Origin of the sequence: uncultured Allobosea sp., assembly GCF_945956895.1 — a bacterium.
Lineage (GTDB): Bacteria > Pseudomonadota > Alphaproteobacteria > Rhizobiales > Beijerinckiaceae > Allobosea.
This window is the reverse complement of sequence record NZ_CAMFJF010000007.1, coordinates 62,302-84,329: the sequence shown is the minus strand read 5'-3', so window position 1 is coordinate 84,329 and position 22,028 is coordinate 62,302. Positions and strand designations below refer to the sequence as shown.

Below are 22,028 nucleotides of genomic sequence, written 5' to 3'. Positions count from 1 at the left end.
GCCGTGCCACGACGCGGCGCGCTTGGCCAGCGCGAACCATCCTTTGCCGACATATCCAGGAGGAAAGGCGCCAGGATGCCACAGGACATGGACCGGCCGATCGTCGTCACCGGCGGACCCGGAGCGGGAAAGACGAGCCTGATCGAGGCGCTGGCGGCGGCCGGCCACAAGGTGCGGCCCGAGGCCGGGCGCGCCGTCATCCGCGAACAGCAGGCGCTCGGCGGCAAGGGGCTGCCCTGGGTCGATCCCGGCCGGTTCGCCGCATTGATGCTGGCGGAGGACCTGCGCAGCCATGCCGAAGCCCTCGCGGGGCGGGACGTCTTCTTCTTCGATCGCGGCCTGCCCGACATCGCCGGTTACCTGACGCTCTGCGGCCTGCCGATTCCCGATCCCGTCGAGCGCGCGGCGCGACAGTTGCGCTATCGGCGCACCGTCTTCATCGCGCCGCCCTGGCGGGAGATCTTCACGCAGGATGCCGAGCGGAAGCAGGATTTCGCCGAGGCCGAGCGGACCTATGCGACGATGGCCGAGACCTATCCCCGTTACGGCTACACCCTCGTCGAACTGCCCCGTGCGAGCCTGGCCGAGCGGGTGGCTTTCGTTCTGGGCCACGAGGCGGCGGAAAGCTGATCGGTTTGCAGGGCCGTTTTCCGATCTCACGCCAGCTCGCTTCGCTCGCCGCTCCGATGAGGCGGCCTGACCGTCCGGCGGACGGCTGCCGTTTGCGAACCCTCCGGGGTTTGGCCTTGTTTCGGCGCGGCGCCCATCCGGCCCCCTTCACAACGAATTCACAGCATCGGTCTTTTTGCCGTTGACAGGGCGCGGCCCGGTCACCATAAGTCCGGCCGCGCCTACCGGTCGTCGCGAAAGTGACATATCGGTGGCCCTGGGCTCACAGAGCCGATCAAGGGCGCAGGCGGGGGAATGTCCCGAGCGGCAAAGGGGGCGGACTGTAAATCCGCTGGCTATGCCTTCGCAGGTTCGAGTCCTGCTTCCCCCACCACCATCCTTCCAAGACTCTGATTAAGCTCCGATCTGCGGACGCCGCCGCGCCGTTCGCGGACGGACCGCGCGCGAATACGCCGCCGTTCCGGGCCGCCGCGATTCTTGCGGCCTGTCCGGAGCAGCGGCGCCTTCTTGCGGAAGCGGAGCGCTAACTTTTGTTTTTGCGCAATTCCGGACGCAAAACCGCTGCGCACTTTTGCTGGAATGGCTCTAGATTCGCAGGAAGCGCTTGGCATTGTCGTGGAGCCAAAGCTTCTCGACCTCCTCGCCGATCGGAAGCGCCCTGATCTCGGCGATGGTGCGCGCGATCGGGCCGAGCGGATAGGCGCTGCCGAAGATGATCCGGTCCTTGAGGACTGTGCGGCCGTATTGCAGCAGCGGCTCGTAGCCGGAGCCCGCGACCTGCAGATACTTTGGCCGGACGGCGACGAGGCCGATGCTGAGATTGGGATGGCGCCAGGCCACGCCGATCAGTTCATGCACCCAGGGGAAGCCCGGCGGCGAGGCGCAGACCCGCAACTCGGGAAAATCGACCATGACCTCATCGAGCAGCGACGGATGGCCGTAGCGCATCAAGGTCGAGGTCGCGAAATTGATCGAGCAATGGATGTTCACGGGAATGTCGAGCTCGATGCATTTGGCATAGAGCGGGTACATCCGCCGGTCGTTGATCGCGAGATGGTGTTCGAAGCATTGCAGGTTGAGCCCGCGCAGGCCGAGCACGCGCACAGCATGGTCGAGCTCGCGCACGGCGGTCATGCCCTTGTTCGGGTCGACCCCGGCGAAGCCGATGAAGCGCGGTCCCTGCTCGCGGCAGAAATCGGCGACATCCTCGTTGCTGATGCGCCAGCCGTAGGTCGTCTCGAGGTCGCGCGCCTTGACGCAGACATGGCTGACGCCGGCCTTGTCGTATTCGGCGAGATAGCCGGCGAGATCGTGCTGGGGCTCGGCCGCGGTCTCGCTGGCGGCATAGACCTGCCGGTAGCGCTTGAGATGCTCGGCGCCCTTCGGGCCGAAGGCGGGAAGCGGCGGGCGGCTGCCATAATCGATGATCACGAAAGCTGCTCCTTGCCGGAGAGGGCGGGCCAGGTCGCAGCCCAAGGTTTCAGGGCTTCGATCGCAGCGGCAACCGCCAGAAGCTGGGCTTCCGAATGCCAGCGGCCGACGATCTGGAGGCCGATCGGCAGGCCCTCCGGGCTCATGCCGCAGGGAACGGACAGCGCCGGGTGCCCGCTGGCATTGTAGGGGATGGTGTAGGGATACCAGGCGTCGCGCAGCGGGCCGTGGTCGATGCCGTCGACGATGAGCGGGCCGTCCGATTGCTGGCCGATGGGCAGGGCGGGCGTCGCGACGGTGGGCGTGATGAAGATATCGGCGCCGTCGAAGAGGCGTTCCACCTGCCGGTAGATTTCGGAGCGGGCGCGCTGGGCATGGGCGAGGCGCGTATAGGTCTGCGCTTCCGGCTGCAGGGTGAGGCCGAGGCGGGCGGTGCGATCCATGCGCGCGCCGTGCTCCTCCAGCAGCGTACCGAAGCGGGCATGCTGGTAGGCGCGCATCAGCACGAGGGCCGAGGGCGTATCGAAGACGATATCGTCCAGCATCGTCACGCGCTCGGCGCCGACTGCCAGCAGGCGCTCGACCGTCTCGCCGACGGCCGCCTCGACCGCCGGGGCGACCCAGCGATTGAGCGTCTTGGGCACGTAGCGGAAGCGCAGGCCCTTGAGGGCGGCGACGGGGTTCTCGGGAAGCCGGACGGGCTCGGCTGAGCCGCCGAAGGAGAGCGGATCGCGCCGGTCGGTGCCCTTCATCGCGTTGAACATCAGCGCGACATCCGCGACCGTGCGGCCCATCTGGCCGAGGCAGGTCAGCGAGCCGAACAGGTCCGTCGTGGTCTCGTGCGGAACCGCGCCCCAGCTCGGCTTCAGGCCGACGACGCCGCAGCAGGAGGCAGGGATGCGGCCCGAGCCGGCACCGTCCGAGGTGAGATGGAGTGGGCCGAAGCCCATTGCAGCCGCGATCGCCGCGCCGCCGCTGGAGCCGCCGCAGCTATAGTCGGTGTTCCAGGGATTGCGGCTGATGCCCTGTCGCGGGGAATCGGTCAGCACCTTGTGGCCGAATTCCGGGGTGGTCGATTTCGCGAAGGGGATCGCACCGGCGCGGCGGAGGCGGGCGACAGCCTCGGCATCGGCTTCGGCGACCTGCCCGGCGAAGGCATGCGAGGCATATTCCAGCGGCATGGCGGCGACGGCGACGAGATCCTTGACGCTGAAGGGCAGGCCGTGGAGCGGGCCGGGCGCGGCACCACTTGCGAGCTTGCGGTCGGCTTCGCGGGCGGCGTTGAGCGCGCTCTCGCTCGCGACATGGGAGAAGGCGTTGACCGGCCCGTTGCGCGCTTCGACCTGGCCGAGCACGGAGCGCATCAGCGTCTCGGCCTTGAGCGTGCCTGAGCGCAGCTCGGGCAGGAGCTCCGCCGCGCTGCGGCTCCAGAGGGGCATGCTCATCGCCAGATTCCTTCCACCCTGTCGAAGGCGCCGAGACGCAGGTCGGCGATGCCGGCCGTCAAGGCCGTCTTCGCGACTTTCTGCGAGGCGGTGCGCGGGATGTCGTCGACGAAGGCGATGTAGCGGGGGATCTTGAAGGCGGCGAGATTGGCCTCGCAATGCCTGGCGATCCGGCCGATCAATTCGTCGCTGCCGCTGAGGCCGGCGGCGGGCAGGACATAGGCCTTGACCTCCTCGCCGCGCAGGTCGTCCGGCACGGGGACGACCGCGACCTCCTCGATCTCGTCCATGTTGCGCAAGACGGTCTCTACCTCGCGGGCCGCGATGTTCTCGCCGGCGCGCCGCACCATGTCCTTGAGCCGGCCGACGATGTAGAAATAGCCCTCCGCGTCCTGCCGGAAGAGATCGCCGGTGCGGAACCATTCGCCGAAGAAGCTGTCGCGATTGGCCTCGGGGCGGTTGTAGTAGCCGAGCATCAGGCCGGTGCCCTTGAGCACGAGCTCGCCGATCTCGCCGCGCGGGACATCCTTGCCCGCCTCGTCGACGACCCGCGCCTGCCGGAACGGAGCGGGAATGCCGCAGGAGCCGGAGCCGACCATGTGCAAGGCATCAAGCGGCATGTAGAGGCCGGGGCCGACCTCGGTCATGCCGAAAGCCTCCATCGCAGGCGCGTTGAAGCGCTTGCGCAGGGCCGCGTTGATCTCCTTGCGATGACCGTAGATGTTGGCCCGCATCAACTCGGTCTTGCCGTCCTCCGGCGTCTCAGGCTGCTTGAAGACGATCTCCGGGAACAGGCAGAAATGGATACGGTGCTCGCGCAGCCAGGCGGCGAAGCGGCTGGCGCTCTGGCGCTTCGCCACGAAGAGCGTGCCGCGCTGGTAGAAGCACAGCAGCAATAGCCATTGCGGGTCCATGTAGAAGAACGGCGTCGAGGCGAGCACGCGGCGGAAGCGCCGGGCATCGCGGAAGCCGTTCACGAAGGCGGCGCCGAGCCAGTAGCGATGCGTTAGCATGCAGCCCTTGGGGAAGCCGGTCGTGCCCGAGGTGTACTGGATGTTCATGAGGTCGTCATGGGCGGGCTCCGGCCCGTCATGCCGTGCTCCTTCCGGCACCGAAGCGACGAGGGCCTCAAGTGTCACGGCGCCCGGCGGTAGCAAGCTCTCCTGCGCCTCGTCGGCTGCCATGCGCAGCACGCGGTCGGCGCGCGGGAACTTCCCGGCCTCGGCCACCTCCACCGCCTCGCGATATTGCGGGCCGCATTCGTCGTGGATGACGAGCGCCTCGGCGCCGGCATCGCCGAGCACATAGGCGAGTTCGCGGCCGGTATAGCGCAGGTTGACCGGCACCATCACCGCGCCGATCCGCGCCAACCCAAGCCAGACGATCGGCATCTGCGGGCAGTTCGGCAGCATCACGCCAACCTTCATGCCGCGCGTCACGCCGAAGGAGGCGAGCGCCACCGCCATCCGGTCGACGGCCCTGTCGAGCGCGGCATAGGTGATCGTCTCGCTGGTCTCGAAGAAGTTCCAGGCGAGGGCCTCCGGCGTCTCGGCCGCCGCCTCGCGCAGCAAGGTGCCGATATTGCGGGGGAAGCTGAAGCGCTCCATCTCGCGGTGCCGTGTCTCGATATCGAGCGCGGCCAGGCGCGCCACATAGGCATCGGCCCAGACGGGCGTTTCAGTCTCGGCGGGCAGGGGCGGCATTGGCATCTCGAAAGGCATGTTCGCGTCGAACAGGTCTGGAAGTTATATTTTCCGTCTGTGCTCGTGCGCGGTTGAGGGCGTGGCAGGATTGCGAGGCTTTGCCGGGCTTTGGCGTATTTTCCAGTTTTCCGTCTGGCCCGGCTCGCACTATTCCGCCGCCGGCAGGGAGCCGCAAATTTCTTTTTGACTAGAAAACATTCCTGTTGGTTATAACGTTGTGAATCCCTGGCAGGCGGATGCCGGTTTGCCGTCATTGCGAGCGTAGCGAAGCAATCCAGGAGCGGCAGAGCTCTACGTTCCCCTGGATTGCTTCGCTACGCTCGCAATGACGATGGTCGGCATCGGCGGCTGCTGGAATGATCGCCCAACCGAATGGCGGAGCCTTGCATGCGGATCACCCATCGACAGCTCGAGGCCTATATCCAGTTCATGGAGACCGGCAGCGTCACGGCCGCGGCTGAGCGGATGCGGCTGTCGCAGCCGGCGATGAGCAAGATCCTGGCGGGGCTCGAAATCGACCTCGCGCTCACCCTGTTCGAGCGCAAGCGCAAGCGCCTGATCCCGACGCATCAGGCGCAACTGCTCTACAAGGAGGTGCGCCGGCTCTTCGCCTCGCTCAGCGATGTCGAGCGCTTCGCCAGAGATCTGCGCGACCTGCGGTCAGGGGAATTGCGGATCGTTTCGGCGGCCTCGATCGGCCATACACTGGTCGCGGATGCGCTGGTCGCCTTCGCCGAGGCCAATCCGGCGATCTCGGTGACGCTCGACGTCTCCAGCGTCGTCGGCAGCGACGTGCTTGGACAGAATGTCGATATCGGCTTCTCGGTCAGCCATTTCCACCACCCGGACCTGCTGACCGAACCGCTCTTCCATGCCGATGCGGTCTGCGTGATGCGGCGGGATCATCCGCTGGCGTCGCGGGACGTGATCGTGCCGCGCGATCTCGAAGGGGCGGAGTTCATCTCCTTCACCCGCAACAGCCGGATGCGCCACCTGACCGACGCGGTGTTCGAGCAGCAGCGCATCTCGCGCAAGATGCGGGCGGAGGTGTTCTCCTCGGTCGAGGCCAATGCGCTGGTCTCGCGCGGCTTCGGCATCGCCATCGTCGAGCCGATGACGGTGCATCAGGGTTTTTGGCCGGATCTGGTGGCGCGCCGCTTCGAGCCGACCATCGCCTTCACGTTTAACGCCATCGTCTCGCGCAACCGGCCGGTGTCACCCCTGACCAAGGCCTTTCTCGCCGAGCTCAAGACACGCATCGCCGCACTGGCGCAGGGCGACGATCCGCGCGCCGCCGAGAGCCTCATCGTGCGCCTGCCGCAGCGGCGCACGCGCGACGGCGCGGGTTCAGGCGCCGTCGTGACGGACGAAAAAGGCGAGGCCGGCGACGCGATCGAGGATGACCACGGCGAGGAAGGTGATCAGCACGCTGATCGTTGAGATCGCCGCCAGCACCGGCGTCGCCGAATCCTGGACGAAGGAGAAGATCTGGACCGGCAGGGTCGAGATGTTCGGCCCGATCAGGAACATCGTCACCGTGGCCTCGTCGAAGGAGATGATGCCGGCGAAGAGCAGCGAGGTCAGGATGCCGGATCGGCACATCGGAATGACGATGTCCTTGAGCGCGCGCCATTCGCTCGCGCCCATCACATTGGCGGCGCGTACCAGATCGGGATCGAGGCTGCGCAAGGCGATATGGATCGGGCGATAGGAGAAGGGCAGGGTCACGATGAGATGGGCCAGCACGATGCCCGGCGCCGTGCCGATCAGCCCGAACTGGGCGACGAGCGCGACCATGGCGACACCCATCGCGGCATGGGGGAAGAACAGCGGCGAGAAGATCGCGAGCTCCAGCCAGGTCGCGAGTTTCGGCGCATGGCGCTGCGTGTAATAGGCGGCCATGAAATTGACGATGGTGACGATCACCGCCGTCACCGCCGCGATGCCGACGCTGATCGCGAAGGCGCGCGGCCAGCGCGGATCGAACAGCGCATCGCGATACCAGCGCAGGCTCAGTCCCTCCGGCGGGAACTGGATATAGCTGGTGTCGCTGAACGACGCGCCGATGATGATCAGGATCGGCGCCGGCAGCGAGATCAGCAGCAGGATACCGGCCCAGGTCGAGAGTTTGGGGTTTGCCGTCATCGCGCTCACTCCAGGGTCCCGATCAGCCGGCGCTCGATGGCTTTCAGCAGGAGCAGCGACAGGAAGCTGATGGCGAGCAGGCAGATCGACCACGCGGCGGCCTTGTTCAGATTGAAGGTGTACATGACCTCCTGGTAAATCTGCGATCCCACGAACTGATGCGACATGCCGCCGAGCACGATCGGCGTGACGATCGCGCCGATGCTCGCCAGGAAGATCACGATCAGCGCCGTGAAGGCGCCCGGCAGCGACAAGGGCAGCACGATGCGCCGGAAGGTCTGGAAGCGGCTCGCGCCGAGCACGCCGGAGGCCTCTTCCAGATTGCTCTCGATCGCCAGCAGCGAAGACAGGATCGAGATCACTGCGAAGGGGATCAGCACGTGGGTCAGGCCGATGACGATGCCGAGATCGTTGAACATCAGCGCCAGCGGCTGCTCGATGATCCCCGTCCAGGCCAGCATGCCGTTGATCACGCCCTTGGGGCCGAGCAGCACGAGCCAGCCATAGGTGCGTACGACGAGGCTGACGAGCCAGGGCACGAGGACCATGATCAGGAGCGTGTTGCGCCAGCGTTCGAGCCGCCAGAGCAGCAGAGCGATCGGATAGGACAGGGCCACCGAGAGGAGGGCGACCGTTAGCGAGGACAGGATCGTCCGCGCGAAGATGACCTGATAGTCGCTGCGGTTGAGGATCTGCCGGAAGTAGCGCAGCGACCAGCCATCGGCATCGGCGAAGCCGTTCGAGAAGAGCTGGAAGACCGAGACGAAGAACAGGCCGAGCAGGACGAGGACCGGTAGGAGCAGCAGCGCCTTTGCCGCCGAGGCAGGTTGCGTCTCCGTCATGGCTTCTCTCCGAAGCTCGCGGCAGCGGATGCTGCCAGCGGTTCGAAGATCTGCGCGTCGGCGGGCTCGAAGGCGATGCGGCAGGCGGAACCGGCTTCCGGCAGGGCCGCAGCGTCGCTGGCCAATCGCACGGCGACCAGCCGCTGCTCGCCGCAGCGCAGGGTGAAACGAATGACCGGGCCGAGCGCGATGCGCTCGATGACGGTTCCGGACAAGGCGATGCGCCCGCCGGTATCGGCGTCGGGCGGTAGGATCGCGATGCGTTCGGGGCGCAGGCCGATCACGCAAGCTGCGCCGGGGGCAGGCGAGAAGCCGCGGATGCCGCTCGCCGGCAGGGCATGGCGGCCGCTAGGGCTGTCGATCTCGACAGTGCCGGCCGTGGCGGCGACAATGCGGCCGGGTATCTCGTTGAGCTCGCCGACGAACTTGGCGACGAAGAGATTGGCGGGCTGCGAATAGATCGCGGACGGCGTGTCGTATTGCTGGATCAAGCCTGCGCTCATCACCACGATGCGATCCGACATCAGGGTCGCTTCTTCCTGGTCGTGGGTGACGAAGACGAAGGTCGTGCCGAGTTCGCGCTGGATCTCCTTGAGAGCGACCTGCAACTGCTTGCGGAGCTGCAGGTCGAGCGCCGAGAGCGGTTCGTCGAGCAGCAGGATCGAGGGTTCGAGCACCAGCGAACGGGCCAGCGCCACGCGTTGCTTCTGGCCGCCGGAGAGCTGCGAGATGCGGCGGCTGCCGAGATGGCCGAGCCCGACGAGATCGAGGAAGGTGCCGACCTTCCGGCGCAATTCAGCGTCGGGCACGTTGCGCAGGCGCAGGCCGTAGGCGACGTTCTCCTCGACCGAGAAATGCGGGAACAGGGCCAGGTTCTGGAAGACCATCCCGATCGGCCGGCGCTGTGGTGGCAGGCCCGCCATGTCGCGCCCGTCGATTGCGATTGTGCCGGCGCTGGGCTGGATGAAGCCGGCGATCAGGCGCAGCAAGGTGGTCTTGCCGCAGCCGGAAGGGCCGAGCAGCGTGACGAAGGTTCCAGCCTCGACCGTGAGATCGAGGCTGGAGAGCACCGTCGTCGCGCCATAGGCCTTGGCGACGCCGGCGACATGGATGGAACCGCGGGCTGCGCGGGAGGGCGCGGCCTGCGCAAAGGCTGCGGACGGGGCAGGGGACATCGATCGAATCCGCCGGGTAAGCGAGTGGGGTGAGGGGATCGTTCGGTGGATTGTGTTCCCGAGAACGTCCAGGGCTTGCTGATCTGACGAGGAACCTCCCCGTCATTCCGGGGCGGGTCGTAGGCCCGAGCCCGGAACCCAGAACCGATGCCCGCAAGAGCTTGAGTGATGGTCTGGCCGCGTTTCTCAGGGAGACGGCATCGGTTCTGGGTTCCGGGCTCTTCGCTCACGCGAAGCCCCGGAATGACGCAGAGGTTCCATCATGACATGGCAGGCATCTAGCGCTTGCCGGCGGCGATCTGCTCGACCCGGTTGAGCCGATCCTCGTAGTCGCTGACGATGACATTCCAATCGGGAATATACATCTTCTTCATCAGCGCCTCGCGGGTCATGCCGAGATCCTGCTCATATTCGGGCGGCAGCACGGCCTTGTTGTTGGTCGGGATCGAGCCGTTCTGGCCGGAAATCCGGGTCTGCGCCGCAGCATCCAGGAGTTCGTTGAGATAGGTGATGGTCTGCGCCCGCTCGGCGGAGCCCTTCGGCACCACGACGACATAGGGCAGCATCAGCGCGCCCTCCTTGGGGATCGCCAGCTCGATGGTCTTCTGTCCGTCACGGCGCAGGCTCCAGACGCGCGTCGAGTAGAACGGCGCGGCCGTGACCTCGCCCCGCGTCAGCAGCGTATTCATATGGGCGAGCGAGGTATAGGTGGTCAGCGAATTGGCGAAGATCGCCTTCAGCGGCTCGATGCCGGGCTCGATCTTGGCGGAGCTGCCGCCATTGGCATGGGCAAGGATGGTGAGGTCGTAGGAGGTGGCGTAGACCGGGCGCGTGACCGCGAGCTTGCCCTTCCAGCGGGCGTCGGTGAGATCGTTCCAGGACTGGAAATCCGAGGCCTTGGCCAGCGTGTTATTGAAGGCGATGCCGTAATAGCCGAAATGCGTGGCGAGGCCGACGATCTTGCCGTCCTTGTTCCGGACGACCAGCTCCTTCGGCAGGTTGGCGATTGCGGGGATCTCCTTGTCCTCGAAGGCTTCGAGCAGGTTCGACTTGGCCAGGCCGATCGCCTCGAAATAGGTGACCTCGACGACATTGTATTGCGAGGCGGAGGGGGAGCGGACGGCGCCCGCCGTGTTCGGCACCTCGGCCATGCGCGCGGCGATGCCGGTCTTCTGGGTGAACGGAACCTGGAAATAGTCGCGCAGGACGGCTGCGCCACCGCCGCCCCAGGTCGCGTGAATGACCTCGGCCGCGCTCGGGCCGGCGCTGGCGGCCAGCATCGACAGTGCGAACACCCATGGCTTCATCTGATGGCTCCCGATCCTCATGCAGGCCGTTCTGCGCGGCCTCGATGACAGGAGCCTCCCGTGTGCGGACCCTCATTGCAAATTCAAAGGAATCCGAACTTCATTCCAGGAAGTTATGAGTGGGATTGGGCAAGCGAGAACCGGGGTGGTCGAGCCATTTCGGGGTCGCCTAGCGAGCCAATCTCGTTCAGAAGGATCCCTGTTTCAGATTTGCTGCAAGCCGCGATAGCGCGCGAAGACGTTCTGACGGCCGGGCGAAAAGATCATGACCTCATAGGCCTCGGGTTGCTGCCCGGCGACCTCCATGCCGGGCGAGCCGAGCGGCATGCCAGGCACCGCGAGGCCCGCTGCCTGCGGACGTTCGAGGAGCAGGCGCCGAATCGCCTCGGCCGGGACGTGGCCTTCGACGACATAGCCGCCGATCTCGGCCGTGTGGCAGGAGGCCAGAGCATCGGGCACGCCGAGCCGGGCCTTCAAGGGAGCGAGATCGGGAATCTCGACGACTTCGACCGCGAAACCGGCGGCTTTCACATGGGCAACCCAGTTGCTGCAGCAGCCACAGTTAGGGTCGCGTGTGACGAGCATTTTCGGAAGGCTCTCCACGGCCATCACGGGCCGCCAGGACGCAGCCAACGTGGCGCCGGTCACGAACAGGCGACGGGACATCAGGTGTTTACCGGCCATGATGATCTCCTCGGCGGAATTTTCAGCGATTGGGAGCTGCGACGGGCGTGTAGCCCGCGGCGGCGATGATCGCACAGAGGGTCTCGAGATCGGCGCTGCCCCGTACCGTGACCAGCTTCGAGGCCGGGTCCGCCGTGACGCTCGTGCCCGGAAGGCGGCTCGAGATGGCCCGCTCAATGGTGCCGGCACAATGGCCGCAGGTCATGTCGTCGACCCGGAGGCTGACGGCCTCTCCGGAAACCTGCTGGGCTGACGAAGCGGCGGCAGTCTGATGCGTTTGGCAGGAGCACATGGCGATGTCGTTCCTCGTTGTCGATCATCGCAGCTTGCTCCTTCCCATAATGGCAAGGTCAAGCCTGTTTTTGGCCGGCGCGGCCGCCGGCTCCGAATGGTGCAGGGGGCGTTGTCTCATCAGGCTGGATTCCCGGCCCAGGCACCGGCATGCTTTCCGGAGCGATTTGGAACGGAGCAGGGAGAGATTCCTTGGACATCACGCGTGCTGGCTCCCGGCCTTCCGGGAAAGGTCCCTCGGATTGGTTCACCGGAACGGTCAGGATCGACCCACTCTGCAATGCGCATGCGGCCGAGCGCGTCCAGGGCGCGAGCGTCACCTTCGAGCCGGGCGCGCGCACGGCCTGGCATACGCACCCGCTCGGGCAGACGGTGATCGTCACGGCGGGCCTCGGCCGCGCGCAATGCTGGGGCGGGCCGATCATGGAAATCCGGCCCGGCGACGTGGTCTGGTTTCCGCCCGGGGAAAAGCATTGGCACGGCGCTTCGCCGGCGACGGCGATGACGCATATCGCGATCCAGGAGGTTCAGGACGGCAAGGTCGTCGACTGGATGGAACAGGTCTCCGACACCCAATATGGCGGGTAGCAGCACTTTGCCGCGCGGGGGCTCTCCGGTGGGGATCCCGCGCATCCTGTGCTTTTATTTTGGCACGAATTGGATCATTATTGTCGGCATCTGTTTGATGCCTGCATAACGTTACGAGAGAGTTCCATGCGGCCCGAGCGCGTGCGACGGTTTCCGGCGCCTGTCCAGACGCCCGACTTCGGCCGGTGGCCGCAGGCCGCGAACGACAATGAGCCGGAGAATACGGAAAGCCTCGCCAGTCTCGTGATCGGCCGCGTTCTGATCGTCGGGGCGATTCTGCTGACGACGCTTGTCGTCGCCGGATGGAGCCTCTGGCTGGGGCGCGCGCTGTGGCGCCATTTCGCCTGACCAGGGTCGAGTTCCACCCCGTCCGCCTTTAGCGCGACGGCTTGGTATCGGCCCCGGCGTTCCCTTGCCTCTGACCTGCGCGTCGGCCGCGGCTAGCGCAAGGGAGGCACGCCCGACACCGTCCGGTATCGTTTGGCGCAAAGGCGATGCCGTGCTGCGCCATATGCCGGTGGAGCGCGGCAGAATCTGTCGTCCAGCGAAGCGGCAGGGGGGAGCGGAGCCGGGTCTCAGCGGGCGTTCGCGAAAGCCTTCCTGCTCAGCACGGTCCGGAACAGGATCGTGATATCGAGCCAGAAAGACCAGTTGTCGATGTACCAATGGTCGTAGGCGACGCGACGCGCCATCTTCTCGTCGGTGTCGGTCTCGCCGCGCAGGCCGTTCACCTGCGCCCAGCCGGTGATGCCGGGCTTGACGTTGTGGCGGCGGGCGTAATTGGCGATCTTGCGCTCGAACTCGATATCGTGTGCCAGCGCATGCGGGCGCGGTCCGACGAGCGACATATCGCCAGCGAGGACGTTCAGCAGCTGCGGCAGCTCATCGAGATTGTAGCGCCGCAGCAAATGTCCGAGGCGCGTGATCCGGGGATCGTTGCGCTTGGCCTGGAGGACGACCTGGCCGTCATCGGTCGTCGTCATCGTGCGGAACTTGAAGATGCGGAAAGCCTGCTGGTTGAAGCCGTAGCGCCGCTGGCGAAACAGCACCGGGCCGGGAGAATCGAGCCGGACCAGCGCCGCGATCAGCAGCAGGAGCGGCAGGGTCAGGATGATGCCGCAGGAAGCCGCGACGATGTCGAAGGCGCGCTTGGCCGCAACCTCGGCTGTCGAGAGCGGTTGGCGTGTCAACCGGAGGCTCGACAGGGTGCCGGTATGCACGACATGCGCGCCGCCGAAGCGCTCCATGATCGGCTCGGGCGCGAGATGAATGGCGACCGGCAGATTCATGAACGCATCCACGCAGGCCGAGATGGTGTCCTGATCGGACCAGGGAACGGCGATGAAAACCGCATCGGGCCGCCTTGTCCGGCAGTTTGCGACAGCTGCGGCTAGATCGAGGGCAAGCGCGGAAGACCCGGCTTCCGCCGAGGATTTCAGGAAGGCGACATCGGTCACCGCAAAGCCCATGTGCCAAGGCTTGTGGCGCGAAACGAAGGACATGATGTTCACCTCACGCCCGATGATAAAGGCACGCTCGGCGGTGATCCGCCCGGTACGGCTGCCGGCCGCCACCAGCCGGACGACGAGCGAGCGGGAGAGCGCGATGACCGGAATGCCGCAGATATAGGTCGCGACCAGAACGGCGCGCGAATAGTGATCGGCAATCTTGGCGAGGAACAGCAGGGCGAGAAACGCGACGAGGGTGATGTTCCACACCGTCAGGGCAGAGCCCATCTGGCCTCGCTTCGAAAGGTAGTTGGCGATCTGATAGCGCCCACGCATCAGATTGACGAAGACGAAGAGCGTCCCCAGCATCGCCGCCAGTTCGGGCGTGGAACGGTCGACGCCCGGCCGGCCGCCGGTGGCGCAGAGGTGATAGGCGAACGAGACCGCATAGACGAGCGCCACGACGATTGCCGCGTCGCTTGCCGCGGTGAGCGGGCCGAGCCAAAGGCGCCAGAGTCCCGACCGGCTGTCGGAAAGGGCCTGTGGCATGCCGCGCAGATCGTTGACGCTCATTCCTAACTCCCAGGCCAGCCATGCCGGTGCGAGCCGGCTTGCGCATGTCCCGTTGCGGCACAATGTGCCGGTGCCGGGGCATGGTCGGGAGCGAAGTGGCAAGGCGCATGCCGAAGCGATGCGGCCCAGATTGGTGCGGATGTGGGGTGTTTTGCTAGAGGGAAAATGCCTGCCAGCGGGGAGCCGGCAACGGTTTTGTCCCGGGATGAATCAGGCGGGCTTGCGGAGGCGCTGCGCCATCGTGTCGAAGCCTACGGCGAGGAAGCAGCCGAGCGTGGCGCCGACGATCTTCACGATCGCATCATGGGGGCGGCCATGGCGGGTGGCCTCCAGCGTCTGGAGCCATTCGAGGCCGACGGCAAGCGCGATGATGCCCCCCAGGAGCAGCCAGCGCTGTCGCGGATAAGCGAAGGCGAAGGTGGCGCCGGCGGCGAAATAGGCGAGGAAGCGCTCGATGTCCGGGTCCATCAGCGGGATGTGCGGGCGCGCATCCAGAGGCGAGAGCGTCGAGAACAATATTGCGAGGAGTGCCGCCCAGCCCGCGATCACGGCGAGGCGACGAAGCTTGTCGAGCGAAAGAACCAAGACGGGGCTCCGGGCGAATGGCTAGGCGGGGCAGGCAAGATATGGACCAACGCCGGCGGAATAACGCGAGGGCGGGGCAGACGTCGATCTTATGACGGTGCAAAAACGACGAAGCAATGGCAGCAATGGAAGATTGGGCCGAAGCTCATGAAAATTCTCTTCATCTCGGGACTTCCGAATAACACTTGCCTGTGACGGGATCCCCGTTCCAAGGCTAGGTTCTGCAGATGGAGGCTAGACCCCGGATGACTGAATTATCCGCAGCGCCCTCGATGGCGCGGATCGCACGCGGCGGGAAGGCGATCTACGGCGTTCCCCTGGGCATCCTGATGCTGGAGGCGCGGTTCCCGCGAATCCCCGGCGACATGGGCAATGGCACGACCTGGCCGTTCCCGGTGCTGTACCGCGTCGTCGGAGGTGCCAGCCCCGAGAAGGTGGTGCTCAAGGGTGCGGCCGGGTTGTTGCCCGATTTCGTGGAGGCCGCGCGCGATCTCGTTCGACTCGGCGCGGAGGCGATCACGACCAATTGCGGCTTCCTTTCGCTCTTCCAGCGCGAGCTCGCGGCGGCTGTCTGCGTGCCGGTCGCGACCTCCTCGCTGATGCAGGTGCCGTGGGTGCAGGCGACGCTACCGCCCGGCAAGCGCGTCGGCGTCGTCACGGTCTCGGCGGCGACGCTGACGCCGAAGCATCTGGAGGCGGCCGGCGTGCCGCTGGATACCCCGGTTACCGGCACGGAGAACGGCCGCGAGTTCTTCCGCGTCCTGATCAAGGCCGAGAAGGACGACATGGATGTCGAGCTCGCCCGGCAGGACGTGGTGCAGGCGGCGCTGGATTTGGTCACCCGCCACCCCGATGTCGGCGCGATCGTGCTGGAATGCACGAACATGCCGCCCTATGCGGCCGATGTGCAGGCGGCGACCGGTTTGCCGGTCCATGACATCTATTCGCTGATCAACTGGTTCCACGCGGGCTTGAGGCCGCGCCGCTTCGGCTGAACTTATCCCCGGCCTGACCAGGCCGTCATTGCGAGGAGCGAAGCGACGAAGCAATCCAGGGGGATTGGGCTGGACCGGTCAACCCAGTCCCCTGGATTGCTTCGCTGCGCTCGCAATGACGGCGTGGCGGCTCGGCGAGATCGGAGTGCGTTCAACCCGACTTATCCCCGGCGGCCCGGACCGGCTGCATCATCGCCTCGCGGCAGCCTACCGCTGCGTTCCCTTCCGCGAGGCTCCATGACCGACACGCCCCGTCTTTCCCTGCCGCTGCTCGCCGCCGGGCAGGCGCAGAAGCACGTCACCCATAACGATGCCCTGATGCGGCTCGACGGGCTGATCCATCTGACCGTCGACAGTCGGACGCAGACGGCACCGCCGGCTTTGCCGACCGAGCTTTCGGCCTATATCGTGCCGGCGGGCGGCACCGGCGCCTTCGCTGGCCGCACCGATCAGGTCGCGCTGTTCGAGGATGGCGGCTGGACCTTCCTCGTGCCGCGCGCCGGCTGGCAGGCCTGGGTGATCGACGAGGCCGAGCACAATCTCTGGACTGGCACGGAATGGCGCCGCGACAGCCCGATCAGCAGCCTCGGTGCCGAGCGCTGGGGCGTGAACGCGACGGCGGATACGACCAACCGCCTCGCGGTGTCCTCGGATGCGAGTTTGTTCAATCATGCGGGCAGCGATCATCACCTGAAGATCAACAAGGCCGCTGCTGGTAACACCGCGAGCCTGCTGTTCCAGAGCAACTGGTCGGGCCGGGCCGAGTTCGGCCTCGCCGGCGACGACGATTTCCGGGTCAAGGTCAGCGCCGACGGCTCGGCCTGGCATGATGCTGTTGCGATCGACCGGGCATCGGGCAGCGTCGCCTTGCCGACTTCTGCCTGGGCTGCGGGAACGAACCTGCTGGTCAATGGCGACATGGCGATCAACCAGCGCGGATTCGCAGGCGGCGGACTCACGGCCGGCGCCTATGGCTTTGATCGCTGGAAGGCGGCAACGGGCGGCGCGAATCTCTCGCTCAGTGGTTTCACGATCACCCTGACCTCCGGCGCCATCGTCCAGCCGGTCGAGCCGGCGCTGTGGGGGCTCGCTTCCTTTGCAGGCCTGCCGCTCACGTTCTCGGTCGAGGACCTCACCGGCGGCAGCCTTGCGGTCACGATTGGTAGCCAGTCCGGCACGATCGCTGCTGGGGCGGGGCGCCGTTCGCTGACCTTGACGCCTGCCGTGGGCGATACCGGCGTGCTGCAGGTGCGGTTGTCCCCGAGCGCGGGCGCGGTCAGTTTCGAGCGGATCAAGTTGGAGCGCGGGTGGCTCGCAACCGGCTGGATGGCGCGTCCGCTGTCCGTCGAGCAGATGCTGTGCTGGCGCTATTTCCTGAAGCAGGACGGGCAGGTGCTGATCGATGCCTATCAGGCTGCGGCAGCAGCGAGCCGGCAGAGCCTGAGCCTGCCGGTGCCGATGCGGGCGACGCCGAGCGTCACGGCCACGGTCTCGCTGGAGATCAATGTGCAGGGCACTGATCGGGGCGTCGTCGCGCAGTCGCCCGAGCGGGCTTACGCCTATGTCACCGCGCTGACGCTCGGCCGGGTGAGGGCGGCTTTCGACGCCATCGCGTTCGACGCGGAGTTGTGAGGCTCACTCGCTGATGAGCTTGCGGGCGCGCAGCAGGGCCAGCAGCCCTTCGTCGCGGCGCTCCTCGAGCTGCGCGATGGTCCGCCCGGCCGCTTCCTCCGCGACGCCCTCGATGATCTTGCGCTGGACGTCTTCGTCCAGCGAGGGCGTTCCGAGGGATTGCCAGCGGCGCACCTGACTCGGCCCGAGATGGGCGAGATAGCCGGCGATGCCGCCTTCGCCGCCGCCGAGATGATAGGTCATGTGCGGCCCCATCAGGGCCCAGCGCAGGCCGGGACCGTTGCAGAGCGCCGCGTCGATCTCGGCGACGCTGGCGACGCCCTGCTCGACCAGATGGACGGCCTCGCGATAGAGCGCCGAGGCCAGTCGGTTGGCGACATGGCCGGGCATCTCGCGCTGGAGGATGACGGGGCGCCGATCGAGGCTGCGATAGAAGGCGGCGGCGCGCGCGACGACCGCTTCGTCCTCGCCGACGATCTCGACCAGCGGCACGAGATGCGGCGGGTTGAAGGGATGGGCGACGATGACACGGCGCTTGTCCCTGCAATCCGCGACGATCGCGCTGCGCAGCAGGGCCGAGGTGCTGCTGGCGATGATCACCTCGGGCGGTAATGCCGCATCGAGCTTGGCGAGAAGCTCGCGCTTCGCCGATTCGTTTTCCGGGCCGTTCTCCTGAACGAAATCAACGCCTTGCAGGGCTTCGTCCAGATCGTTCGTGAAGAGGTACTGGCCGGTATTGGCCAGTCCGAGCTCGGCAAGCTGGGCACGAGCCCGGTCGACCGCGTGGCGAAACCGCTCCTCCGCGCCGGGTGCGGGATCATAGGCCACGACGTTCAGGCCGTGGCCCATGGCGAGCGCAGCCCAAGAACTGCCAATCAGCCCGGCGCCTATAATGGCGACGCGCTCGATATCGCGGATATCCTGCATCAATGAATCTCGGGCTCGGGCACCTTCGCCGTCCCTTCCAGATAATCGAAATCGCAGCCCTTGTCGGCCTGGCGGATATGGGCCGCCGACATCTTGCCCCAGCCACGCGGGTAGTCGCGGTTGGGCGGCGTCCAGACGGCGAGGCGGGCGGCGATTTCGGCATCGGTCAGATTGACCGAGATGCTGCGGGCCTCGACATCGACGCTGATGATGTCGCCGGTCTGGACCGCCGCGAGCGGACCTTTGATGTAGGCTTCCGGCGCGACATGGAGGATGCAGGCGCCGTAGCTGGTGCCGGACATGCGGGCATCCGAGATGCGCAACATGTCGCGCACGCCCTGTTTCAGCAGCTTCTTCGGGATCGGCAGCATGCCCCATTCCGGCATGCCCGGGCCGCCGACCGGGCCGCAGTTCTTGAGGACCATGATGTGGTCGGCGGTGACGTCGAGCGTCTCGTCGTTCACCGCCTTCATCATCGCATCGTAATGCTCGAAGACCAGCGCAGGGCCGGAATGCTTGAGCAGGCGCGGCTCGGCGGCCGAGGGCTTGATGACGCAGCCATCGGGCGCGAGGTTGCCCTTGAGCACGGCCAAACCGTTGGCGGTCGAGACGGGCTTGTCGAGCGGGCGGATGACGTTGTCGTCATAGACCTGGGCGAGGGCGATGGTCTCGGCGATCGGCTTGCCGGTCACGGTCATCGCATCGGTGTGGAGCTTGCTTTCGAGCTGCTTCAGCAGGGCGGGCAGGCCGCCGGCATAGAAGAAATCCTCCATCAGGAAATCGCCGGAGGGGCGCAGGTTCGCGACGACGGGCACGTTGCGCGAGAAGGCGTCGAAATCATCAGGCGTCAGCGGCACGCCGGCGCGGCCGGCCATGGCGACGAGATGGATGATCGCATTGGTCGAGCCGGCGACGGCCATATGCACGGTCAGCGCGTTCTCGAAGCTCTTGCGGGTGAGAATTTGATCCGGCGTCAGGTCCTCCCAGACCATCTCGACGATGCGCTTGCCCGCCATTGCGGCCATGCGCGGATGCGCGGCGTCTGCCGCGGGGATGGCGGAGGCGCCGGGCAAGGTGAGGCCGAGCACCTCGGCATGGCTCATCATCGTCGCGGCCGTGCCCATCACCATGCAGGTGCCGTAGGAGCGGGCGATGCCGCTCTCCATGTCCTTCCACTGATCGTCGGTGATGTTGCCGGCTTCCTTCTCGGCCCAGTATTTCCAGACGTCGGCGCCGGAGCCCAGCACCTTGCCGGCCCAGTTGCCGCGCAGCATCGGGCCGGCCGGCACGAAGATGAAGGGCAGGCCAGCGCTGCAGGCGCCCATGATCAGGGCCGGCGTGGACTTGTCGCAGCCGCCGAGCAGGACGGCGCCGTCGAGCGGGTGGGAGCGGATCGATTCCTCGGTCTCCATCGCCAGGAAGTTGCGATAGAGCATTGTCGTAGGCTTCTGATATTGCTCGGAAACCGACATAACGGGGATCTCGATCGGGAAGCCGCCGGCCGCCCAGACCGCGCGCTTCACTGCCTCGGCGCGGTCGCGCAGATGGGTGTGGCAGGGGTTGATCTCGGACCAGGTATTGATGATGCCGATGACCGGCTTGCCCATGAATTCTTCGTGGCCGAGGCCCATCTGCAAGGCTCGCGAGCGATGCCCGAAGGAGCGCAGATCGCTCGCCCCGAACCAGCGCCAGCTGCGCAGGGTCTCGGGCGTCTTGCGGGGGCGGGCGGACATGGGCGTTTCCTCGGGTGTTCTTCTGAATGACTTTTCTCAGCCCTCATCCTGAGGAGCCGCAAAGCGGCGTCTCGAAGGATGTTTCAGGAGGTTTCGGAACCATCTGGAGCATCCTTCGAGACGCGCTTCTTGCGAAGCGCTCCTCAGGATGAGGGCTGAGGGGTACGAATTGCAGCCTCACTCAGCCGCGACGCGCTGGCCACCCCAGCTCGACACGATGCCACGCAGCTCCGCCCGCTCGGCCTCGTTCAGCTCGGGCAGGCCGGGGAGGCGGACCGGGCCGACATCGGTGCCGAGCAGGCCCAGCGCCTCCTTCACCACCGTCACATTGGCGCCGTTGCCGTATTTGGTGCGCAGCTTCTCGAAGCCGGCGATGGCGTCGACCTCGCGGCGGGCCGTATCGTAGTCGCCGGCCTCCAGTGCGCGCCAGACCGCAAGCGAGCGCTCCGGCGCGACATTGATCAGGCCCGAGGTGAAGCCGCGGGCGCCGAGCGCGTAGAAGGGCGCGGCCCAGCCCTCGGCGAGGCCGCAGATCCAGTTGGCCGAGGAACCTTCCGTCTCGCGCACGCAATCGGCGAGCAGCATCATGTTGTTGGAGGCGAATTTCACGCCGGCGACATTCGGGTGGGTCGCGACGCGGATCAGGTCCTTCACGCCGATGGCGTCCGAGCGGATATAGGCGACGAGCGGGATCGTCAGCGCCTCGGCGATGGCGAGGACGTAGTCGGCCTGCGATTGCGGTGCGGCGAAGGGATCAAGCGGGTGATGCACCATCGCGGCATCGCAGCCGGCCTTGGCCGCGAGCTTGCCGGTTGCGATAGCTTCGCGCAAGGACCTCCCGATGCCGGCCGTGACCAGCGCCTTGCCGGCGGCGGCCTCGGCCGCGACGGCGTGCGAGCGCTCCACCTCGGCCGTCGTCATCGGGTAGAACTCGCCGGTATTGCCGGCCGAGACGATGTTGTGGATGCCGGCCTCGGCGATACGCCGGACGATTCGGCCGGTCAGCGCCCAGTCGGCCTCGCCATCCGCCTTCCAGGCGGTGACATGGACGCCGGAGATGCCGCGCAGGGCGCGGCGGATCTTGTCATTCGTCATAATCCAGTCCCTCCGCACCCGCGCCGAAGACCAATCGCACATGGGCCTTCGCCGAGCGGACGATGTGACGGCGCATCCTGAGTTCGGCGCGCGCGGGATCGCGCGCCAGGAGCGCCTCGTAGATGTCCCGATGTTCCTCGAAGCCACGGCGGCGTTCGTCGGCTTGCGAATGCAGGGCAATGCGCTGGGCATGGTCGTACATGCGCTGGCCGTCGAGGCGGCGTTCCAGATAGGTGCAACCGGAGATGCGATGGATCGCGCGATGATAGGCCTCGTTCAGAGCGACGAGGTCCTCGAGATCGCCATGCTCGGTCGCCTGCTCCATCTCGGCGATGAGCTTGCCGAGCTCGGCCGCGCCGTCCTCGGTCAGGTGATTGGCGGCGATATGGGCCATGACGCTTTCGAGCGCGGCACGGCCGAGCGCCATTTCAAGAGCCTGTCGGGGCGAGAACTCGACGAAGACGCCGCGGCGCGCTTCCGTCCGGACCAGTCCCTCGCTTTCGAGCTTGCGGATCGCGTCCTTCACCGGCGTCGTGCTGACGCCGAGCATCTCGGCGAGATGTCGCTCGTTCAGCCTTTCGCCATTGCGGAAGCAGCCGGCGACGATGGCGCGGCGCAGGCGCTCATGGACATGCTCGCGCAGCGAACGCAGCAGATCGGGAGCGACGGGTTCGACGGCAGGCTGCAACATGGTTCTTCCGCGGCGCGTTGCCGGAGCCGCTCCACCGCGGCTGCCAGCTCATGCGCCATGGCCATCAAACAGCACAAAGCGTCGTGCCCGGCAATCTGAAATTTCAGA

General features: G+C 66.4%; 21 protein-coding genes and 1 tRNA gene. 7 read left to right on the top strand and 15 right to left on the bottom strand.

The window, feature by feature from the left end; translation table 11 throughout:
• Positions 1 to 87: 87 nt before the first annotated feature.
• Positions 88 to 630, top strand: a complete 543-nt coding sequence (locus Q0Q02_RS06600) for an AAA family ATPase (protein WP_293807928.1) — start codon at positions 88 to 90, stop codon at positions 628 to 630.
• 288 nt (positions 631 to 918) lie between these two features.
• Positions 919 to 1,003, top strand: a tRNA-Tyr gene (locus Q0Q02_RS06595).
• Between the two features lie 212 nt (positions 1,004 to 1,215).
• Here Q0Q02_RS06595 and Q0Q02_RS06590 read toward each other — a convergent pair.
• From Q0Q02_RS06590 to Q0Q02_RS06580, 3 genes are read right to left on the bottom strand one after another with little or no spacing between them, the layout of a single operon-like run.
• On the bottom strand, positions 1,216 to 2,061 hold the full coding sequence (locus Q0Q02_RS06590) for an amidohydrolase family protein (RefSeq protein ID WP_293807926.1): 846 nt from the start codon (positions 2,059 to 2,061) through the stop codon (positions 1,216 to 1,218).
• Positions 2,058 to 3,506, bottom strand: a complete 1,449-nt coding sequence (locus tag Q0Q02_RS06585) for an amidase (protein ID WP_293807925.1) — start codon at positions 3,504 to 3,506, stop codon at positions 2,058 to 2,060. Before Q0Q02_RS06585 ends, Q0Q02_RS06590 begins: the two co-directional genes overlap by 4 nt.
• Positions 3,503 to 5,209 carry a class I adenylate-forming enzyme family protein gene (locus Q0Q02_RS06580; RefSeq protein ID WP_293807923.1) on the bottom strand — a complete coding sequence of 569 codons (1,707 nt, stop codon included), beginning with the start codon at positions 5,207 to 5,209 and terminating at the stop codon, positions 3,503 to 3,505. Before Q0Q02_RS06580 ends, Q0Q02_RS06585 begins: the two co-directional genes overlap by 4 nt.
• Before the next feature lie 387 nt (positions 5,210 to 5,596).
• Between Q0Q02_RS06580 and Q0Q02_RS06575 the strand changes: the two genes are divergently transcribed.
• Positions 5,597 to 6,649, top strand: coding sequence for a LysR substrate-binding domain-containing protein (locus tag Q0Q02_RS06575; protein ID WP_293807921.1), 1,053 nt, complete (start codon positions 5,597 to 5,599; stop codon positions 6,647 to 6,649).
• Here the strand turns inward: Q0Q02_RS06575 and Q0Q02_RS06570 are convergent.
• The 6 genes from Q0Q02_RS06570 to Q0Q02_RS06545 all read right to left on the bottom strand — a co-directional run bounded on the left by Q0Q02_RS06570 (position 6,557) and on the right by Q0Q02_RS06545 (position 11,654).
• Positions 6,557 to 7,354 carry an ABC transporter permease gene (locus tag Q0Q02_RS06570; RefSeq protein WP_293807919.1) on the bottom strand — a complete coding sequence of 266 codons (798 nt, stop codon included), beginning with the start codon at positions 7,352 to 7,354 and terminating at the stop codon, positions 6,557 to 6,559. The two genes, Q0Q02_RS06575 and Q0Q02_RS06570, sit on opposite strands and share 93 nt — an antisense overlap.
• Positions 7,355 to 7,359: 5 nt before the next feature.
• Positions 7,360 to 8,196 carry an ABC transporter permease gene (locus tag Q0Q02_RS06565; RefSeq protein ID WP_293807917.1) on the bottom strand — a complete coding sequence of 279 codons (837 nt, stop codon included), beginning with the start codon at positions 8,194 to 8,196 and terminating at the stop codon, positions 7,360 to 7,362.
• Positions 8,193 to 9,371, bottom strand: a complete 1,179-nt coding sequence (locus Q0Q02_RS06560) for an ABC transporter ATP-binding protein (protein ID WP_293807915.1) — start codon at positions 9,369 to 9,371, stop codon at positions 8,193 to 8,195. The genes Q0Q02_RS06565 and Q0Q02_RS06560 overlap by 4 nt, the downstream gene beginning before the upstream one ends.
• 278 nt (positions 9,372 to 9,649) lie before the next feature.
• The gene (locus Q0Q02_RS06555) at positions 9,650 to 10,678 is read right to left on the bottom strand and encodes an extracellular solute-binding protein (RefSeq protein ID WP_293807913.1); all 1,029 of its coding nucleotides are present in this window, start codon (positions 10,676 to 10,678) and stop codon (positions 9,650 to 9,652) included.
• A gap of 204 nt (positions 10,679 to 10,882) precedes the next feature.
• Entirely contained in the window at positions 10,883 to 11,362 is a 480-nt protein-coding gene (locus tag Q0Q02_RS06550; protein ID WP_293807912.1) for a DUF411 domain-containing protein, read from the bottom strand.
• A 22-nt stretch (positions 11,363 to 11,384) separates the two neighbouring features.
• Positions 11,385 to 11,654 carry a heavy-metal-associated domain-containing protein gene (locus tag Q0Q02_RS06545; RefSeq protein ID WP_293807910.1) on the bottom strand — a complete coding sequence of 90 codons (270 nt, stop codon included), beginning with the start codon at positions 11,652 to 11,654 and terminating at the stop codon, positions 11,385 to 11,387.
• Between the two features lie 191 nt (positions 11,655 to 11,845).
• On the opposite strand from Q0Q02_RS06545, the gene Q0Q02_RS06540 reads away from it, so the two are divergent.
• Together Q0Q02_RS06540 and Q0Q02_RS06535 are read left to right on the top strand one after the other, a co-directional pair.
• Positions 11,846 to 12,241: a cupin domain-containing protein gene (locus Q0Q02_RS06540; RefSeq protein ID WP_257732078.1), complete on the top strand. Its 396-nt coding sequence runs from the start codon at positions 11,846 to 11,848 to the stop codon at positions 12,239 to 12,241.
• A 126-nt stretch (positions 12,242 to 12,367) separates the two neighbouring features.
• Positions 12,368 to 12,589, top strand: a complete 222-nt coding sequence (locus tag Q0Q02_RS06535; RefSeq protein WP_293807907.1) for a hypothetical protein — start codon at positions 12,368 to 12,370, stop codon at positions 12,587 to 12,589.
• A gap of 227 nt (positions 12,590 to 12,816) precedes the next feature.
• Here Q0Q02_RS06535 and Q0Q02_RS06530 read toward each other — a convergent pair whose 3' ends face one another.
• Together Q0Q02_RS06530 and Q0Q02_RS06525 are read right to left on the bottom strand one after the other, a co-directional pair.
• Positions 12,817 to 14,262, bottom strand: coding sequence for an undecaprenyl-phosphate glucose phosphotransferase (locus tag Q0Q02_RS06530; RefSeq protein WP_293807906.1), 1,446 nt, complete (start codon positions 14,260 to 14,262; stop codon positions 12,817 to 12,819).
• Positions 14,263 to 14,472: 210 nt separating this feature from the next.
• Positions 14,473 to 14,847, bottom strand: coding sequence for a VanZ family protein (locus tag Q0Q02_RS06525; protein ID WP_293807904.1), 375 nt, complete (start codon positions 14,845 to 14,847; stop codon positions 14,473 to 14,475).
• A 245-nt stretch (positions 14,848 to 15,092) separates the two neighbouring features.
• Here Q0Q02_RS06525 and Q0Q02_RS06520 point away from each other — a divergent pair, with 245 nt between their 5' ends.
• Positions 15,093 to 15,842 carry an aspartate/glutamate racemase family protein gene (locus Q0Q02_RS06520; protein ID WP_293807902.1) on the top strand — a complete coding sequence of 250 codons (750 nt, stop codon included), beginning with the start codon at positions 15,093 to 15,095 and terminating at the stop codon, positions 15,840 to 15,842.
• Positions 15,843 to 16,079: 237 nt separating this feature from the next.
• The gene (locus Q0Q02_RS06515) at positions 16,080 to 17,474 is read left to right on the top strand and encodes a DUF2793 domain-containing protein (protein WP_293807900.1); all 1,395 of its coding nucleotides are present in this window, start codon (positions 16,080 to 16,082) and stop codon (positions 17,472 to 17,474) included.
• A gap of 3 nt (positions 17,475 to 17,477) precedes the next feature.
• On the opposite strand, the gene Q0Q02_RS06510 is transcribed toward Q0Q02_RS06515, so the two are convergent.
• The 4 genes from Q0Q02_RS06510 to Q0Q02_RS06495 form a co-directional block, all read right to left on the bottom strand.
• Positions 17,478 to 18,401: a 3-hydroxyacyl-CoA dehydrogenase NAD-binding domain-containing protein gene (locus Q0Q02_RS06510; RefSeq protein ID WP_293807898.1), complete on the bottom strand. Its 924-nt coding sequence runs from the start codon at positions 18,399 to 18,401 to the stop codon at positions 17,478 to 17,480.
• Entirely contained in the window at positions 18,401 to 20,134 is a 1,734-nt protein-coding gene (gene araD / locus Q0Q02_RS06505) for an L-arabinonate dehydratase (RefSeq protein ID WP_293807896.1), read from the bottom strand. The genes Q0Q02_RS06510 and araD overlap by 1 nt, the downstream gene beginning before the upstream one ends.
• 177 nt (positions 20,135 to 20,311) lie before the next feature.
• Complete coding sequence (locus Q0Q02_RS06500) at positions 20,312 to 21,229, bottom strand: dihydrodipicolinate synthase family protein (RefSeq protein ID WP_293807894.1); 918 nt, start codon at positions 21,227 to 21,229, stop codon at positions 20,312 to 20,314.
• Positions 21,219 to 21,920, bottom strand: a complete 702-nt coding sequence (locus Q0Q02_RS06495; RefSeq protein WP_293807893.1) for a GntR family transcriptional regulator — start codon at positions 21,918 to 21,920, stop codon at positions 21,219 to 21,221. The genes Q0Q02_RS06500 and Q0Q02_RS06495 overlap by 11 nt, the downstream gene beginning before the upstream one ends.
• Between the last annotated feature and the right edge of the window lie 108 nt (positions 21,921 to 22,028).